We start from the raw sequence: 14,489 nt of genomic DNA on the forward strand, positions 1-14,489 counted from the left end.
TAAGAGACATGCAATCAGAATCGATGGAGCCCCTTGCGAATAAGGCGCCGTTCAGTGCGCGGGTAACTTCGTTGATTGCCGGGCATCTGGAACGTGGTCGGGTGGGGGTCGAAGCCATTGCCTCCCAGCTGCACATGAGCCGGCATACACTTCATAAAAGGCTGAAGCAGGAAAATCTGACTTTCGCAGCGTTGTTGGAGGAAATCCGGCGCGAGCGTGCGCTGGCTTATCTGAATGACCGTAGCAAGTCCCTCGTGGAAATCGCCGAACAGCTGGGGTTTTCGGAACTCAGCGCATTCAGTCGCGCGTTCAAGCGCTGGATGGGCAAGTCTCCGGGGGCCTACCGCTCAATGGTGGCATGATGTGGGCTCAGGCCGCCGTGGCAGCAAAATCGCATGCCCCGGCGCCTGCTTTCTTAAGGTGTCAGGCTTTCTTGAAGATCAGGGTACCGTTGGTACCGCCAAAGCCGAAGCTGTTGCTCATCACCAGGGGCAGTTCAACGTTGTCCTGCCGTTCCCGCACGATGGGGTAGCCCTCGGCGCCTTCGTCCAGATTTTCGATATTGGCAGACGGGGCAATGAAGTTCCCTCGCTGCATGATCAGGCTGTAGATGGCTTCGTGAACACCGGCAGCGCCCAGGGCATGGCCGCACAGTGGCTTGGTTGAGCTTAGTGGCGGTATCTTGTCACCAAAGGTTTCCTTCAGTGCTTTCAGCTCGGTGACATCACCCGCGGGCGTACTGGTGCCGTGGGTGTTGATGTAACTGATCTCGCCGTCCACATTCTTCATGGCCTGCTGCATGCAGCGAATTGCGCCTTCACCGCTCGGAGCCACCATATCAGCGCCATCTGACGTTGCACCGAAGCCGACCAGTTCGGCCAGGATAGTGGCGCCGCGCGCTTCCGCGTGCTCCAGGGCTTCCAGTACCAATACACCGCCGCCACCGGAGATAACAAAGCCGTCCCGGTCTTTGTCGTAGGTGCGGGAAGCGGTTCCGGGGGTGTCGTTGTACTTGGTGGAAAGTGCACCCATCGCATCAAACATCAGGCTCAGGGTCCAGTGAATGTCTTCACCGCCACCGGCAAACATCACGTCCTGGCGACCAAGGGCAATCAGGTCGCCGGCGTGGCCTATGGAGTGGGCGCTAGTGGCACAGGCAGAGGTAATGCCGTAGTTGACGCCAGTAATACCGAATGCCGTAGCCAGGGAGGCGTTAATAGCGCTGCCCATGGTGCGCGGTACGCGGTATGGGCCAACGCGGCGGATGCCTTTGGCACGATGGGTATCGATCGCGTCCATCAATTCCACGGTAGAGGCACCACCCGCGCCGGTAATAACACCGGTTGAGTTGGCGCGGATATGTTCATCGGTGAGCCCTGCCTGAGCGATGGCTTCCTTCATCGCCAGATAGGTGTAGCCAGAGGCCGGGCACATGAAGCGCATCAGCTTGCGGTCGATGAGATCCGGCAGGTTCAGGTCGATCTGGCCGCAGACATGGCTGCGAAGACCGTTGTCCTTGGCTTCCTGGCTGAAACCGATGCCGGGTATTGACTCCCGCAAAGACCGGGTCACTTCGTCTTGATTGGTTCCGAGGCTGGAGACAATCCCCATTCCTGTAATGACAACACGACGCATTTAATGGCTCCTAAAAGTCATCCGTAGAATTGAACATGCCAACCTTGAGATCTTTGGCAGTGTATATCTCGCGGCCATCCACTTCCATGCTGGCATCGGCGATTGCCATGGTCAGCTTACGGCGAACCACCCGCTTGATATCCAGGTGGTAGCGCACCAATTTGTTGGTTGGCAGCACCTGACCGGTAAACTTCACTTCACCAGCGCCAAGAGCGCGGCCTTTGCCCTCGCCGCCGGTTGCCGCCAGGAAAAAGCCCACAAGTTGCCACATGGCATCCAGGCCCAGGCAGCCGGGCATGACGGGGTCGTCGACAAAATGAACCTTGAAGAACCACAGGTCCGGATTGATATCCAGTTCGGCAACAATGCTGCCCTTGCCGTAAGGCCCGTCGGTTTCGCTGAAATGGGTTACGCGGTCCATCATCAGCATTTCGTTGATCGGTAACCGCATCTTGCCTGGAAAAAGCGTGCCTTGCCCACAGGCTTCCAAGTCTGCCTTGTCAAAGTGATCGGGGGTCATAATGCCATTGTTCCTGTTACAAAATGGTTTCTTATACTTTAGCTGTTATTCCTCAGATGGCTATTGACCATTGGTTGCAGTTTTCAGGGAAGTGGCTGGGTATGGTTTTTTCTGAAGGCTTATCCTTCCTTCCCGTCGGGCCGGACTGATGCCAGTATCCGAGCGTAGCGGGCCAGGAAGATGCCGAATGCCAGCACCCATAACAGGGAACTGATCCCGACCCCCACGTGCCAGGGCATGGCATCGAAAGCAGTAACTACCCGCACCAGTGCTGCCAGGTGAATCATTACAAAAGCGGTGACCATGCCACGGGGCAGAACAAGGGGACGACCGGTGTGACCCAGGGATACCCTGGCGATAACACCCAGAATCAGGCAGCCAACAGCTCCGGTACCTGCGGCATGGGTCCAGGCGTTGGTGGGCCAGTCTGCAAGAATAGAGCCCGCGAGCAGAATCAGCGCAACTGGCACCCACAGGATGGACAGGTGCAGCACCCAGAGTAACGGCTCCTTGAGGAACAGCCATCCCTTCCAGCCAGCCAGGCGTACCAGCATCAGCAGGGCGGCAGTCAGGGCCAGAACGGCCGTAATCATTTGCCAGCCGGACACCAGTGACGCCATCAGCAGTACCATGTTGAACAGGACCGCCATGTCCAGAGCGGGAATCATCTTGACCTGGGTGGCATCCAGCCCCCGTTGACGGAGCCAGCCGGCAGAAAAGGCCGGGGTAATGCGACCGCCGATAATACTTATCAACGCCATTGCCATGATCAGGGCGCCGTAGCTGAATGCCGGGTCAAGTCTGGTCACAAAGCCGATCTGCATCAACCAGAGCAGTCCCAGAACGACCAGAATCATCAGTTGTCGCTTCTGTTTGGCATGCACAACGCGCCAGCCGGCGTCCAGCATCACCAGGGGCAGGAAAGCGAGGTTTACGCCATGAATCAGCCATTCCGGCAGGCCTGCGCCGAATGCCAGTAACAGCCGCCCGGCGAGCCAGACACCCCATAACAGTGCCAGGCGCAAGCCATGGGTCCGCTCGGTCTGGGTCCATACGCACACAGCAGTGAGCAGGAAGCCGGCGATGGCGGCGGACAAGAAGCCGAACAGCATTTCATGCTGGTGCCAGAACAGGCCCGGCATGGCCAGGGGAAGTTGTATCGCCCCACTGACCTGCAGTACCCAAACCGGGATTGTCAGCATGGCCAGTACGGTCATGGAGAGGAAGAAAATGCGGAACGGGTAGCCGAACAGCTGGCGGATGCTTGCACCCTCTGCGGCTTCGGTTGTGGGAATAGCCTGCATGACAATAACTCCACTGGCTGTCTGAATATAACCTGTATATTAGATAAATGTTTTTAGAATTAACATACCCATCAGGCGGTAGTTTTGCGTACAATGCGGCTATCGATCTGATTCCCAATGGATTAATTTATGAGCGGTTACCTGATTTTAAAGAGTGTCCACATGATAGCGGCCTACCTGACGGTGGTGCTGTTTGCTTTGCGTCTGCTGCTGGATGCCGTGGGCAAGCCCAACTGGCGTAAGACACCGCTGCGCTGGATTCCCCACGCCAACGATACGGTTTTGCTGGTGGCTGCCATCAGCCTGCTGTTCGTAACGCCCTGGATGCCGTTTGTGCACGGCTGGCTGACGGCGAAGATCTTTCTGCTGGTCGGCTACATTGTCGCTGGCGTGTTTGCCTTGAAAGAGACCCGTAGCCTGCAGGTGCGGCTGATTGCCTCTGTACTGGCGCTGGTTCAGATTATGGCCATTTTCCACCTGGCTCTCGCCAAACCCTTCTGATCTCTTCAAAACCGGGGGTCAGCGACTCCCGGACCTTTCTGAGACCTGCTTCGTCAACTCCTGCAACTGTTCCTGAACTGCTTGCAGCTGGCGGGCAATCTCATCCCTCTCGTCATGAGCCTGCTTCTGCTGTTTGGCGTTCTGTTCCTCACTCATGACTTCCAGAATGGCGCCAATCATCATGTTCAGGAATACGAAGGCTGTCAGGAATATAAAGGTCAGGTAGTAGATCCAGCTCAGCGGGTACTGCTCCATGGTGGCGTACATCACGTCTGTCCAGTCCTCAAACGTCGCCACACGAAACAGCGTGAGCATTGCGATGGCGACATCCCCCCAGAGTTCCTCGTCAACGTTGGCAAAGAACATCGAGCCCATGGCCGCGTAGATATAGAAGATGATAAACATCAGCAGGGCAATGTAGCCCATGCGGGGAATGGCTTTGAGCAGCGAGTTGATCAGAAACCGCAGCTCCGGCACGACGGAAATCAGCCGCAATACCCGGAAAACCCGCAGTAGCCTGCCCAGCAGCACCGCGTCGGAATTATCCAGTGGGATCAGACTGCCAACCACCACCAGGGTGTCGAAAAGGTTCCATCCATCCATCAGGAAGCGCTTCTTGTTGGGGCAGGCGGCGAAGCGGAACAGGATTTCCAGCAGGAAGAAAATGGTGATGGCGTTGTCCATCACGACCAGCGAGCCTTCCACCAGCGGCGGGAGTTCATACGTCTTGGCACCAATGGTCAGCGCAGACAGAATGATGATGCCAATCACAACACTCTGGAATATCCGGCTGGACTCAATCCGGCGCAGTTGCTCGAAACCGTTAGCAGGACTCGACTGAGGGGACATGGGAAACAACAACTCCAGTCAGTTCGTGGAGCCTGAATTCTAAAGCGAGTGGGGCGGGTTGGATACACCGAACGAAAAAAAGCCCCCGGAGGCGGGGGCGGTCGTAGCACAGGTCGAGGCTACAAGGGCAAGAGGTTGTGAGGACCTCACCTCAGGGGCGGCTGGCGATTGGCCAAGGGGTCGTCGTCCCGGGCTGCACGGTTCAGCGGATAAAACAGCTGCGGCGAAGCCAGCTCCGGCAGGTCGGTCTTGGTCTCCTGAGCGGCCCATTCCACTCGTTCCGCGGAGCGGATGGCGTAGTGCATCCAGGCCAGTGCGGCGGCCACGATGACGAACATCAGCATGAAGCTGCTTTGCCAGACTCCGGTAAGATCGTTGAGTGCACCGAACATCAGAGGTAGCAGGAAACCTCCAAGACCACCGATCATGCCGACAACGCCCCCCACAGCGCCAACATGGCTGGGGTAGTACACCGGAATATGCTTGTACACAGCCGCCTTTCCCAGTGACATGAAAAAGCCGAGTATGAAGGTAAGGACCACGAATGGAACCAGCCCTACTTCCAGGAAGAACCGGAGGTCGCCGTCGATGCCGTGCACCACGTATTCAGTTGGTGGATAACTGAGCAGGAAGGTACAGATCACAGAGGCAATGAATGTCCAGTACATGACCCGTCGGGCACCGTAGCGATCCGACATCCAGCCACCAAGAATACGGAACAGGGAGGCGGGGATGGTATAAAGCGCGGCAATCATGCCAGCGGTTTTGATATTCAGCCCATAAACTCCGATGAGGTAGTGGGGCAGCCAGAGAGCGAGAGCGACAAATGCGCCGAACACGAAAAAATAGTAGAGCGCGAAGCGCCATACCCTTAGCTCTTTCAGTGGTGCCATCTGCTCCAGGAAGGACTGGGATTGCTTGCTGGCGCGCTCCTTTGCCTTGGGGTCCTCTTTGGCAAGGAGGATGAAAAGCACCCCCATGATAGCCAGTACCGTGGCATAGACCTGGGCCGTACCTTGCCAGCCCAGCGCCACAAGCAGGAAAGGAGCGCCGAAATTGGTCACTGCCGCGCCCACATTACCTGCACCGAAAATACCCAATGCGGTGCCCTGGCGTTCCCGCTCGAACCAGGCAGCGGTATAGGTTACGCCAACGATAAATGAGCCACCGGCGAGGCCAACCCCAAGAGCTCCCACCAGCAACATCAGGTAGCTGTTGGCGAAGGTGAGCAGGTATACACACGCAGCTGTAGTCAGCATCAGCACGCCGAACACCCAGCGGCCACCATAGCGGTCCGTCCAGATGCCCAGAAACAGGCGGCTGATGGAACCGGTGAGTATTGGTGTCGCCATCAACAACCCCAACTGGGTATCCGACAGCCCGAAGTCCTGGCGAATTTTGATACCGATAATGGAAAAGATGGTCCAGACCGCAAAGCACAGGGTGAAGGCAAAAGTGGATATGCCCAGCGCGCGGTATTGTTCAGGCTTCGAAACGCTGTATTGCATGATGTTTCCCTCCCACTGCGAACTGCAAATAGATGGTTTCGACTTTATCCCGCCCGCCCCGTGTCGGCACTTGAACAATGTCAAGAATGCTCACTGGGCCGGTGTGGCATTGGAGGTACCCCCTTAAAGGCAGGTGGGGGTAGGTATTTAAGGCATGAAACCTGTTTGGGGATATCAAGGCTGTGTCTCTGGTGGGGTACCAGGAGGCGTAATTGATGCATATCAAGTGCTGTCATCAGGCGGTTGTGGGCTAATGCTGACAAATATTAAGCCCGCCACGCGTGCGCGCTGGCACAACAGGTCTGGAGCCTACGATGAAAATCATGATTGCCTACGACGGTTCGAGAAATGCCAGGTTGGCCCTGGCACAAACGATCACGATGTTTCGGGATCTGAAGCCGCAAATCACTCTCGTGGCGGTAGCAGAAAACCCACGCGACATCACCTCGGGAAATGAAGATTTCTTCCAGCAGGAAGTGGACGAGCTCAAACAGCATTTGGCAGAGGCCATGGAGGTCTGCCAGAACGAGCAGATCACTGCTGAAAACATGATGCTGGAAGGCGACGCCCGGAAAATGCTGCTGTTTGCGGCAGAGAAAAAAATTCGCCCCGACATGCTGGTAATAGCACGCCACAGCCACGAGCCTGATGGCGGCTTCATTGCCCGATCCCTGACCTATTTCGTGGATGAGCTGGATTACATGACCTTCGGCAGCGTGAGTTCGTTCCTCGCGCGCCGGGTGCAGTGCCCGCTGCTCATTCTCCCCAGCCTTTAATCACCCCTTAATAGCCCCGGAGGCTGAAATGAAAGTCGCAGACGTATTCCGCGTCCGTAATCCGGAGATCAGGGCACTGCACCTGACCTGGATTGCCTTCTTTATTACCTTTTATGTCTGGTTCAATATGGCACCCTTGGCGTCCAGCATGCTGAAAAGCGTTGACTGGCTGACCAAGGACGACATCCGCCTGTTTGCCATCTGTAACGTGGCCCTGACCATCCCCGCCCGCATTATTGTCGGTATGGCACTTGATCGTTTTGGTCCACGTCGTGTGTTCTCGGTGCTGATGGTATTGATGGCTATTCCGGCACTGGTGTTTGCCTTCGGCACCACCATGATGCAACTGCTGGTCAGCCGTCTGGTTCTGAGCTCCATTGGCGCCAGCTTCGTCGTCGGTATTCACATGACTGCGATGTGGTTCAAGCCAAGGGATATCGGTTTCGCCGAGGGCTTCTACGCTGGCTGGGGTAACTTCGGTTCCGCGGCTGCGGCCATCTCTCTGCCCACAATTGCCCTGCACATGTATGGGGGTGAGGACGGCTGGCGTTGGGCCATTGCCCAGAGTGCAATCTTCATGGCGGCATACGGTGTGTACTACTGGTTTGCCATCACCGACGGTCCTGAGGGTTCCGTTCACCGCAAGCCCCGCAAGGCGATTGCACTGGAAGTCAGCAGCTGGGGTGACATGATCAAGCTTATCCTGTGGACCATTCCGCTGGTCGGGGTGCTGGCTATTCTGGTCTGGCGTATCCAGAGCATGGGGTATATTGGCACGACTGGTGCACTGGTCTGTTATGGCGCCATCACTGCCATTGTGATCTACCAGGTCATCCAGATCCTGCGGGTGAACGTTCCCATTCTCAAGCAAGGCGTGCCGGAGGACGACAAGTACCCGTTCAACAGCGTGGCGGCCCTGAACAGCACCTATTTCGCCAACTTCGGCGCGGAGCTGGCGGTGGTGTCGATGCTGCCGATGTTCTTTGAAGAAACCTGGAGCCTGAACGCTGCCGCTGCGGGCATGATCGCGGCCTCCTTTGCCTTCGTGAACCTGTTGGCGCGCCCGATGGGTGGCATGGTCTCTGACCGGATGGGAAATCGCCGATTTGTCATGCTCGCCTACATGTTCGGTATTTCCATCGGCTTTGCGCTGATGGGGCTGATGAATTCGAACTGGCCGTTGATCATCGCCGTCGCGATCACCGTATTCACCTCATTCTTCGTACAGGGTGCCGAGGGCGCCACCTTCGGTATCATTCCCTCCATCAAGCGCCGGCTTACCGGCCAGATTTCCGGCATGGCCGGTGCTTACGGTAACGTCGGAGCGGTGGTCTATCTGACTATCTTTACCTTCGTTACCCCTACGCAGTTCTTCTACATCATTGCCGCAGGGGCCTTTGTCAGCTGGGTATTGTGCCTGCTGTGGTTGAAAGAACCTGAGTCCGGATTCGCTGAAGAGTACCAGGTATCGTCTGTTGACCTTCAGATCGAAGAGGAGGAACGCCGGAAGCAGGCTGCTGCGACTGGTTAGCCGCCGCCGGCCAGCAGACCTTCGTCAGAACCCGCCCGGAGCAATCCCGGCGGGTTTTTTGTATTCTGTGTCAGATCCTCTGGCAGGACGACAGCCTGGAAGCTCGTGATATACGCGGCCGTACGCCGCTGATGGCAGCGGCAGTGAACAACCGCCCTGAGGCGGTCAGGGTTCTGATCTCGCGTGAGGCTGAGCTGGATATCCAGGAGAAAGAGAACGGCCAGACAGCACTCATATGGGCGGTCAGAAACCGGAACCCGGAGATAGTGAGGTTACTGTTGTCGGCAGGGGCAGATGCCGACGTTGAGAACAGGGAGGGACAGACGGCAAAAGATCTCGCCCTGTTGGCCAGTACAGAGGAAGAGGGAGAAGGGGTAAAGCGTGTCCGGGAAGCTCTCGGATGTGGCGATGAGCCGGAGGAGGGACGGGAGAATCAGGACTAAAAAAACCGGCCCCTGGGGCCGGCAAGTTGTATCTGATCGTCTTACGGTTTCATCAGGGATTCTTGATGTAGGCATTCTTGCGCAGGTAGAACCACCAGTTCACCACCAGGCACACTGCGTAGAAGACCGCAAATCCGTACATGGCCAGTTCCGGGGTACCGGCCTGGATTTCCTGGCCCATCACCCGGGGTGCGATGAAAGCACCGTAGGCGGCAACCGCAGAGGTCCAGCCAAGCACCGGACCTTTCTGCTGCTGGTCAAAGATCACACCAATGCTGCGGAAGGTGGAGCCGTTGCCGATGCCGCTGGCGGCGAACAGCACGATGAACAGAATCAAGAACAGTGCGAAGTAGCTGTTCGGATCTGTTGAGTTGTAGGCCAGCATCATCACGTAACCGGTTGCCACGGATGCCACCACCATGATGACCGAGATGATCTGGGTGACGATGGAGCCGCCCATCTTGTCGGAAATCCAGCCACCTACCGGGCGGATCAGCGCGCCAACGAAGGGCCCCATCCAGGCCCAGGTAAGAGCGCTGGGAGCATCCGGATTGGTGACGCGCGTTACGGTGCCGTCGGCTGCCACTTCCATCATGTTGCCGAAGATAACGCTAATGGACAGGGGCAGTGCCGCGGAGAAGCCGATGAACGAGCCAAAGGTGAGAATGTACAGCACGGTCATGGACCAGGTGTGCTTGTTACTGAAGATGGCAAACTGCTTCTGGATATTGGGTTTGATGTCGCCAGGGATCAGGCGCAACAGAACCAGCGTCAGGATGATGGTGAGGGGCAGCGCCACCCACATATTCAGTATGCCCAGGGCGTAAACACCGACCAGGGAAGTGGCAAGCCCCACCCCGTAGAGGCCAAGAATCTTGCCGAAGGCTGAGACCGGGCTGCCCGGATTCGGGGTAATGGTGCGCAGGTTGTTCATGCCGAACCAGCCCGCGAAGGCCAGGGGAATGAGAAACACCAGCCAGATAAAGCCCGCGTTCTGGATCCAGGTCTCGGTTCCGGCTTCGATACGGCCGATCAGGGTGCCGCTTGCGCTTTGCAGCTCCATGGGGCCGCCCGCGACGGCTCCGAAGATACCGACGGTCATTGCCAGTGGGATCAGAACCTGCATGGTGGTAACACCGAAGTTACCCAGCCCGGCGTTCATTCCCAGGCCGTAGCCCTGCTTGCTTTTCGGATAGAAGGAGCTGATGTTGCTCATGGAGCAGGCAAAGTTGCCGCCGCCGATGCCGGATAGCAGTGCCAGCGCCTGGAAGACGATGAACGGAGTGTCTGGATTGGTCAGTGCAATACCGGTTCCCAGGGCGGGAAGCATCAGCAATGCTGTGGTCAGGAAGACGGTATTTCGACCACCGGCAATCTTGATCATGAACGATGCCGGAATCCGCAGGGTGGCACCGGAAAGCCCGGCAATAGCGCTCAGGGTGAACAATTGTTCAATGGTGAACGGAAAGCCGAGGTTCTGCATCTGTGTGGTGATCATCCCCCACATCAACCAAACGGCGAAGCCTATCAGCAGGCTGGGGATGGAAATCCACAGGTTGCGGGAGGCGATGCGTTTGCCTTCCTTTTCCCAGAACTCCTCGTTTTCGACATCCCAGTGTTCGATGTCGGCGTTAGTTTTGGCCATGATAACTGCTCCTATGGTTGCTGACCCGGAGCCACGAAAACGGTGGCGTTTGGGCTATGGCCGCTATTCTGCAAACGGGAGGCACTAAGTAATCATGATTAATATCAAGGACAGAGGCGCTCGCTCCTGTGCTGGCTCTCAGGCGATTTGGCGGCCTGTGACCGGCTGTTTATAATCGTTCTAAAACAATAAGTTGCAATGGTAATACAACTGAGGGAGTAGTCGGCCAGACCCTCTGGCGCAGTAGAGGTAGCCAATCATTTCCGGCGCTGTAGGTCGTGTTGAAACAGCACGACAAGTTGAACTGCAACCAGGCTGAAGGCCGCTGACCAACACACTGCTGATATCCAGAGCAATTCCGGATGCGCAAAAGCCGCGCTGCCGGCCTGAAGTCGAGCCAGCACCGCCGCTGCTAATGACATGCAGTGCCGGGAGCTATGATTCTGCTGCCCATAAAGGTCATAAGCAGTAACAGGCCGATAATGGCAGCGATCATGATACGACGCGTGTCGGGAGTTGTCAGGCTGATACTGGCGGGGGCGCCAGCTACTAACCAGTAAGCCACGGACAGCAGGAATGCCGGGCTCAACAGCTGGGGTACGAGGTTATCCGGTGCCCATGCCCAGCCAAGACGGGCGACCAGCCATAGCAGGAATAATGGGGCCAGCACGCGCCATGGCTGTGGGCCGAGGGTATAACCGGCGATCAGGGCAAGGCCAAAACCGAAGATCAGTTCATGGCCATGGCCTGCTCCCGACAGAGTGCTGTAAATGGATAAGGGCACTGCAAGGGCCGCCAGAAGCGAAGCGGCAGGAAAGAACAGCCAGAACGAATGGATGTTTTTGCGGGGCCTGGCCGGGTTGTCTGAAGTCATCTCGTGTTCTTGACCCTCGACTGTCCCGGGGCTATCAATAAGAAATACATGGGGTACACTTTAAAGGTGCATTATGAATATTGCAAAGCTTGCCCGTCTGCCGTTTTCCGGTAATGGTGCCTGGGAGGAATTGCGTCGCCATAACCTGTCTATCCCGTTTCTGGCCTGGGTAATCGTGGTCCCAATGTCCTTCCTGCCACCGGTGCTGCTCTATTACGCAGGTACGCATTACGGAGACAGTTTCATACAAGGATTTGGTGACAAGGAATGGAGGTTTATTACCACGATCCTGTTCCTGGCTGAATTGCTTACCTTCTTTGTCATGGGGTGGCTGATTCAGGCAGTGCTGGATGGCCACAAACTTAAAATCAGTTACCAGGATGCCTATCTGCTGGCGGCCATTGCACCGCTGCCGCTGTGGTTGTCGTCGCTGGCTTTGCTGTTGCCGGTGCTGGCAGTAAGTGTGGTAGCGGTGTTTGCCGGCCTGTTCCTGTCTTGCGCACTGGTGTACCAGGGAGTGCGCTCCCTGTGTCACCTCAGCGAAAATGATGTGGTGGCCATGTCAGCCACCTACACGGTCATGGCTGCTTCCGTGCTGGCGTGGGGTGTTCTGATGGGCGTGGTCTGGGCATTCTGATCAGGCGGTGTAGGGAAGCACGCCATAGTAGATGGCACTGAAGTGCAGGGCGCTGCCGCCTATTACGAACATGTGCCAGATGGCATGCATGTAGGGAATACGGTCGGCCAGATAGAAAATCACCCCGGCGGTGTAAACCACACCGCCGGCAATGGTCAGATACAGCGCTGGTTCACTCAGACTGGCCACCAGGTCCGACGAGGCAAAAGTGATCAGCCAGCCCATAGCAATGTAAATACCTACCCTTGCAAGTTTGAACCGATTCCTGAAGATAACCTTCAGCACCACGCCGGCAATGGCCAGCGACCAAATGATGGCAAAAAGTGTCCAGCCTGTGGTGCCACGCATGTTAACCAGCAGGAATGGTGTGTAAGTGCCGGCAATGAGCAGGAAGATCGCGCAGTGGTCCAGGGTTTTGAAGGTCGCCCTCAACCGTGGGTGGCGGGCACCGTGGTACAGCGCCGATGACAGGTAGAGCAGGATCAGTGAAGCACCGAAAATGCTGAAACTTACAATCTTCCACCCGTCACCCAGCTGGCTGGCGGCAACAATCAGAGCAACAGTTCCAATGACGCTGAGAACGGCCCCCAGCCCGTGGCTGGCACTGTTCAGCCATTCTTCGATACGGTGGTGATCAGAGGCTTTGGCAGAGCCGGTAGCTTTCATTGAAGTCTTTCCCTTATCAGTCGTGCCGCTACGGTACTTCAGCGTACACGTGTACGCAATGGCGGAAATGTGACAGGCCTCTGAGATTGATCAGAAATTCTGAACAAGCTGGATGAAATCTTCCGGTTTTTCGATACCTGTCCGAGAGGTAGTGTGGAGCCACCATTCAACTGCAACAGGCAGGAGGCTCTACACGATGGCAAAGGTACTTGTTCTCTATTACTCCATGTACGGTCACATCGAGACCATGGCAAACACGGTTGCCGAGGGGGCAAGGGGTGTCGCTGGCACTGAGGTGACGGTCAAGCGTGTTCCGGAAACCATGCCGGAAGACGCATTCAAGGGCGCGGGCGGGAAAACCGACCAGGGCGCCCCGATAGCAGATCCGAAAGAGCTGGCGGAATATGACGCTGTGATCTTTGGCACGCCGACACGATTTGGCAACATGGCTGGCCAGATGCGCACCTTTCTGGATCAGACCGGCGGCCTTTGGGCAGAGGGCAAACTCCATGGCAAGGTTGCCAGCGTGTTCACCTCAACCGGAACCGGCGGCGGCCAGGAGCACACCATCAGCTCCTTCTGGACCACGCTCGCTCATCACGGCATGGTGATTGTGCCACTGGGGTATGGTATCCCGGAATTCTTTGATATTTCAGAAATGAACGGTGGCACACCTTATGGTGCCTCAACCATCGCCGGTGGCGACGGCTCCCGTCAGCCCAGCGAGAAAGAGCTGACCATTGCACGTTATCAAGGCAAACACGTGGCCGAATTGGCCGTCAGACTACACGGCTAAAAGCAAACGACTTCGAGAGCGTTGAGCGTTTTTCAGGGCAGCAGGCTACAGCTTGCTGCCCTTTTTTGTGCCCGTTTTCAGCCGCGAGAAGGTTGCAGGTACAACACCCAGCCAAGACGCCAGCTGATTGTCCGGAACGCGCTTGATCAACTCCGGATATTCCTCAAGTAATAAGAGATATCGCTCCCGGGCGGACATGGTGTGTTTCCGGAACTCCCGCATGCTGGCCAGTTCCGCCATCTCCTCGGTCAGCGCAAGGGCAAAGCTCGGCCACAATCCCTCGCCATGGGACTGGATAGCGGACCGGAACGCTGCAAAGTCGGCTACCCAGGCAGTGACTGGTGTCACACTGGTAAGGCACAGGGTGTTTCTAACCGTCCGGCTACGGCCAAACACCGGCCAAACCATATCACCCTCGGAAAAGAAATGGTGCACGGAGACCTTGCCGCTAGGCGCTTCCCGGAATAGCCGCATGATGCCATATTGAATGAGATAGACATTGGCCCAGGGAGTGTCGTGTTTTTCCAGGTTGGATTCCGCGTCCACCCGACGCTGGTGAAACAGGCGGGCGAGATCGCTGAGGAAACGGGCTTCAGGGCTTTTCTGCTCGTTGTCGAGCCGGATACCGAATACCCGGCTCAGGCCGTTGAGCAGCGCGACTTCGGTTGAGGCGCTCTGTTGCTGAATAATTTCGGGGTTGTTGTCGCCCAGCATGCAGGGAGCTGAGGACACATCCGTCCTGAAGATGCTGTTCATGGCATTAACTCATCTATGAGTGTTCAGCCAATTATGGTATCAAAAAAG

General features: G+C 56.7%; 16 protein-coding genes. 7 read left to right on the top strand and 9 right to left on the bottom strand.

Going from position 1 to position 14,489, the window contains the following annotated elements:
• The first annotated feature begins 8 nt into the window (after positions 1-8).
• Complete coding sequence (locus tag M8010_RS05730) at positions 9-362, top strand: helix-turn-helix transcriptional regulator (RefSeq protein ID WP_250089585.1); 354 nt, start codon at positions 9-11, stop codon at positions 360-362.
• A 61-nt stretch (positions 363-423) separates the two neighbouring features.
• Here the strand turns inward: M8010_RS05730 and fabB are convergent, their stop codons facing one another.
• The 3 genes from fabB to M8010_RS05745 form a co-directional block, all read right to left on the bottom strand.
• On the bottom strand, positions 424-1,635 hold the full coding sequence (gene fabB, locus M8010_RS05735; protein ID WP_250089586.1) for a beta-ketoacyl-ACP synthase I: 1,212 nt from the start codon (positions 1,633-1,635) through the stop codon (positions 424-426).
• Between the two features lie 10 nt (positions 1,636-1,645).
• The gene (gene fabA / locus M8010_RS05740; RefSeq protein WP_250089587.1) at positions 1,646-2,155 is read right to left on the bottom strand and encodes a bifunctional 3-hydroxydecanoyl-ACP dehydratase/trans-2-decenoyl-ACP isomerase; all 510 of its coding nucleotides are present in this window, start codon (positions 2,153-2,155) and stop codon (positions 1,646-1,648) included.
• A gap of 119 nt (positions 2,156-2,274) precedes the next feature.
• Complete coding sequence (locus M8010_RS05745; RefSeq protein ID WP_250089588.1) at positions 2,275-3,459, bottom strand: NnrS family protein; 1,185 nt, start codon at positions 3,457-3,459, stop codon at positions 2,275-2,277.
• A gap of 129 nt (positions 3,460-3,588) precedes the next feature.
• On the opposite strand from M8010_RS05745, the gene M8010_RS05750 reads away from it, so the two are divergent.
• Positions 3,589-3,960 (top strand): SirB2 family protein, encoded by a 372-nt coding sequence (locus M8010_RS05750; RefSeq protein WP_250089590.1) that lies wholly within the window; start codon positions 3,589-3,591, stop codon positions 3,958-3,960.
• Positions 3,961-3,978: 18 nt separating this feature from the next.
• On the opposite strand, the gene M8010_RS05755 is transcribed toward M8010_RS05750, so the two are convergent.
• Together M8010_RS05755 and M8010_RS05760 are read right to left on the bottom strand one after the other, a co-directional pair.
• A complete protein-coding gene (locus M8010_RS05755; protein ID WP_250089591.1) occupies positions 3,979-4,809 on the bottom strand; it encodes an ion transporter in 831 nt (276 codons plus the stop codon).
• A gap of 146 nt (positions 4,810-4,955) precedes the next feature.
• On the bottom strand, positions 4,956-6,317 hold the full coding sequence (locus tag M8010_RS05760; protein ID WP_250089592.1) for an MFS transporter: 1,362 nt from the start codon (positions 6,315-6,317) through the stop codon (positions 4,956-4,958).
• A gap of 314 nt (positions 6,318-6,631) precedes the next feature.
• Between M8010_RS05760 and M8010_RS05765 the strand changes: the two genes are divergently transcribed.
• The 3 genes from M8010_RS05765 (at position 6,632) to M8010_RS05775 (ending at position 9,067) form a co-directional block, all read left to right on the top strand.
• Positions 6,632-7,093: a universal stress protein gene (locus M8010_RS05765; RefSeq protein WP_250089593.1), complete on the top strand. Its 462-nt coding sequence runs from the start codon at positions 6,632-6,634 to the stop codon at positions 7,091-7,093.
• A 28-nt stretch (positions 7,094-7,121) separates the two neighbouring features.
• Entirely contained in the window at positions 7,122-8,624 is a 1,503-nt protein-coding gene (locus M8010_RS05770; protein ID WP_250089594.1) for an MFS transporter, read from the top strand.
• Positions 8,625-8,698: 74 nt separating this feature from the next.
• Complete coding sequence (locus tag M8010_RS05775; protein WP_349666094.1) at positions 8,699-9,067, top strand: ankyrin repeat domain-containing protein; 369 nt, start codon at positions 8,699-8,701, stop codon at positions 9,065-9,067.
• Between the two features lie 52 nt (positions 9,068-9,119).
• Here the strand turns inward: M8010_RS05775 and M8010_RS05780 are convergent, their stop codons facing one another.
• Together M8010_RS05780 and M8010_RS05785 are read right to left on the bottom strand one after the other, a co-directional pair.
• Positions 9,120-10,712 (bottom strand): MFS transporter, encoded by a 1,593-nt coding sequence (locus M8010_RS05780; protein ID WP_250089596.1) that lies wholly within the window; start codon positions 10,710-10,712, stop codon positions 9,120-9,122.
• Positions 10,713-11,124: 412 nt separating this feature from the next.
• The gene (locus M8010_RS05785; protein ID WP_250089597.1) at positions 11,125-11,586 is read right to left on the bottom strand and encodes an NnrS family protein; all 462 of its coding nucleotides are present in this window, start codon (positions 11,584-11,586) and stop codon (positions 11,125-11,127) included.
• Positions 11,587-11,659: 73 nt separating this feature from the next.
• Between M8010_RS05785 and M8010_RS05790 the strand changes: the two genes are divergently transcribed.
• Positions 11,660-12,223: a YIP1 family protein gene (locus M8010_RS05790; RefSeq protein ID WP_250089599.1), complete on the top strand. Its 564-nt coding sequence runs from the start codon at positions 11,660-11,662 to the stop codon at positions 12,221-12,223.
• On the opposite strand, the gene trhA is transcribed toward M8010_RS05790, so the two are convergent.
• On the bottom strand, positions 12,224-12,889 hold the full coding sequence (gene trhA / locus M8010_RS05795) for a PAQR family membrane homeostasis protein TrhA (protein WP_250089600.1): 666 nt from the start codon (positions 12,887-12,889) through the stop codon (positions 12,224-12,226).
• 196 nt (positions 12,890-13,085) lie between these two features.
• Between trhA and wrbA the strand changes: the two genes are divergently transcribed.
• Positions 13,086-13,685, top strand: a complete 600-nt coding sequence (wrbA, locus tag M8010_RS05800) for an NAD(P)H:quinone oxidoreductase (protein WP_250089601.1) — start codon at positions 13,086-13,088, stop codon at positions 13,683-13,685.
• 45 nt (positions 13,686-13,730) lie between these two features.
• On the opposite strand, the gene M8010_RS05805 is transcribed toward wrbA, so the two are convergent.
• Positions 13,731-14,441, bottom strand: coding sequence for a Crp/Fnr family transcriptional regulator (locus M8010_RS05805; RefSeq protein ID WP_250089603.1), 711 nt, complete (start codon positions 14,439-14,441; stop codon positions 13,731-13,733).
• Between the last annotated feature and the right edge of the window lie 48 nt (positions 14,442-14,489).

Origin of the sequence: Marinobacter sp. ATCH36 (assembly GCF_023555055.1) — a bacterium.
In the GTDB taxonomy this organism is placed as follows: domain Bacteria; phylum Pseudomonadota; class Gammaproteobacteria; order Pseudomonadales; family Oleiphilaceae; genus Marinobacter.

Bases quoted from the DNA above. Each gene is read 5' to 3' on its own strand.
- M8010_RS05790 (WP_250089599.1), top strand. From the start codon at position 11,660: ATGAATATTGCAAAGCTTGCCCGTCTGCCGTTTTCCGGTAATGGTGCC.
- M8010_RS05745 (WP_250089588.1), bottom strand. From the start codon at position 3,459: ATGCAGGCTATTCCCACAACCGAAGCCGCAGAGGGTGCAAGCATCCGC.
- M8010_RS05780 (WP_250089596.1), bottom strand. From the start codon at position 10,712: ATGGCCAAAACTAACGCCGACATCGAACACTGGGATGTCGAAAACGAG.
- fabB (WP_250089586.1), bottom strand. From the start codon at position 1,635: ATGCGTCGTGTTGTCATTACAGGAATGGGGATTGTCTCCAGCCTCGGA.
- M8010_RS05770 (WP_250089594.1), top strand. From the start codon at position 7,122: ATGAAAGTCGCAGACGTATTCCGCGTCCGTAATCCGGAGATCAGGGCA.
- trhA (WP_250089600.1), bottom strand. From the start codon at position 12,889: ATGAAAGCTACCGGCTCTGCCAAAGCCTCTGATCACCACCGTATCGAA.
- wrbA (WP_250089601.1), top strand. From the start codon at position 13,086: ATGGCAAAGGTACTTGTTCTCTATTACTCCATGTACGGTCACATCGAG.
- M8010_RS05785 (WP_250089597.1), bottom strand. From the start codon at position 11,586: ATGACTTCAGACAACCCGGCCAGGCCCCGCAAAAACATCCATTCGTTC.
- M8010_RS05750 (WP_250089590.1), top strand. From the start codon at position 3,589: ATGAGCGGTTACCTGATTTTAAAGAGTGTCCACATGATAGCGGCCTAC.
- M8010_RS05805 (WP_250089603.1), bottom strand. From the start codon at position 14,441: ATGAACAGCATCTTCAGGACGGATGTGTCCTCAGCTCCCTGCATGCTG.
- M8010_RS05765 (WP_250089593.1), top strand. From the start codon at position 6,632: ATGAAAATCATGATTGCCTACGACGGTTCGAGAAATGCCAGGTTGGCC.
- M8010_RS05755 (WP_250089591.1), bottom strand. From the start codon at position 4,809: ATGTCCCCTCAGTCGAGTCCTGCTAACGGTTTCGAGCAACTGCGCCGG.
- M8010_RS05730 (WP_250089585.1), top strand. From the start codon at position 9: ATGCAATCAGAATCGATGGAGCCCCTTGCGAATAAGGCGCCGTTCAGT.
- M8010_RS05760 (WP_250089592.1), bottom strand. From the start codon at position 6,317: ATGCAATACAGCGTTTCGAAGCCTGAACAATACCGCGCGCTGGGCATA.
- fabA (WP_250089587.1), bottom strand. From the start codon at position 2,155: ATGACCCCCGATCACTTTGACAAGGCAGACTTGGAAGCCTGTGGGCAA.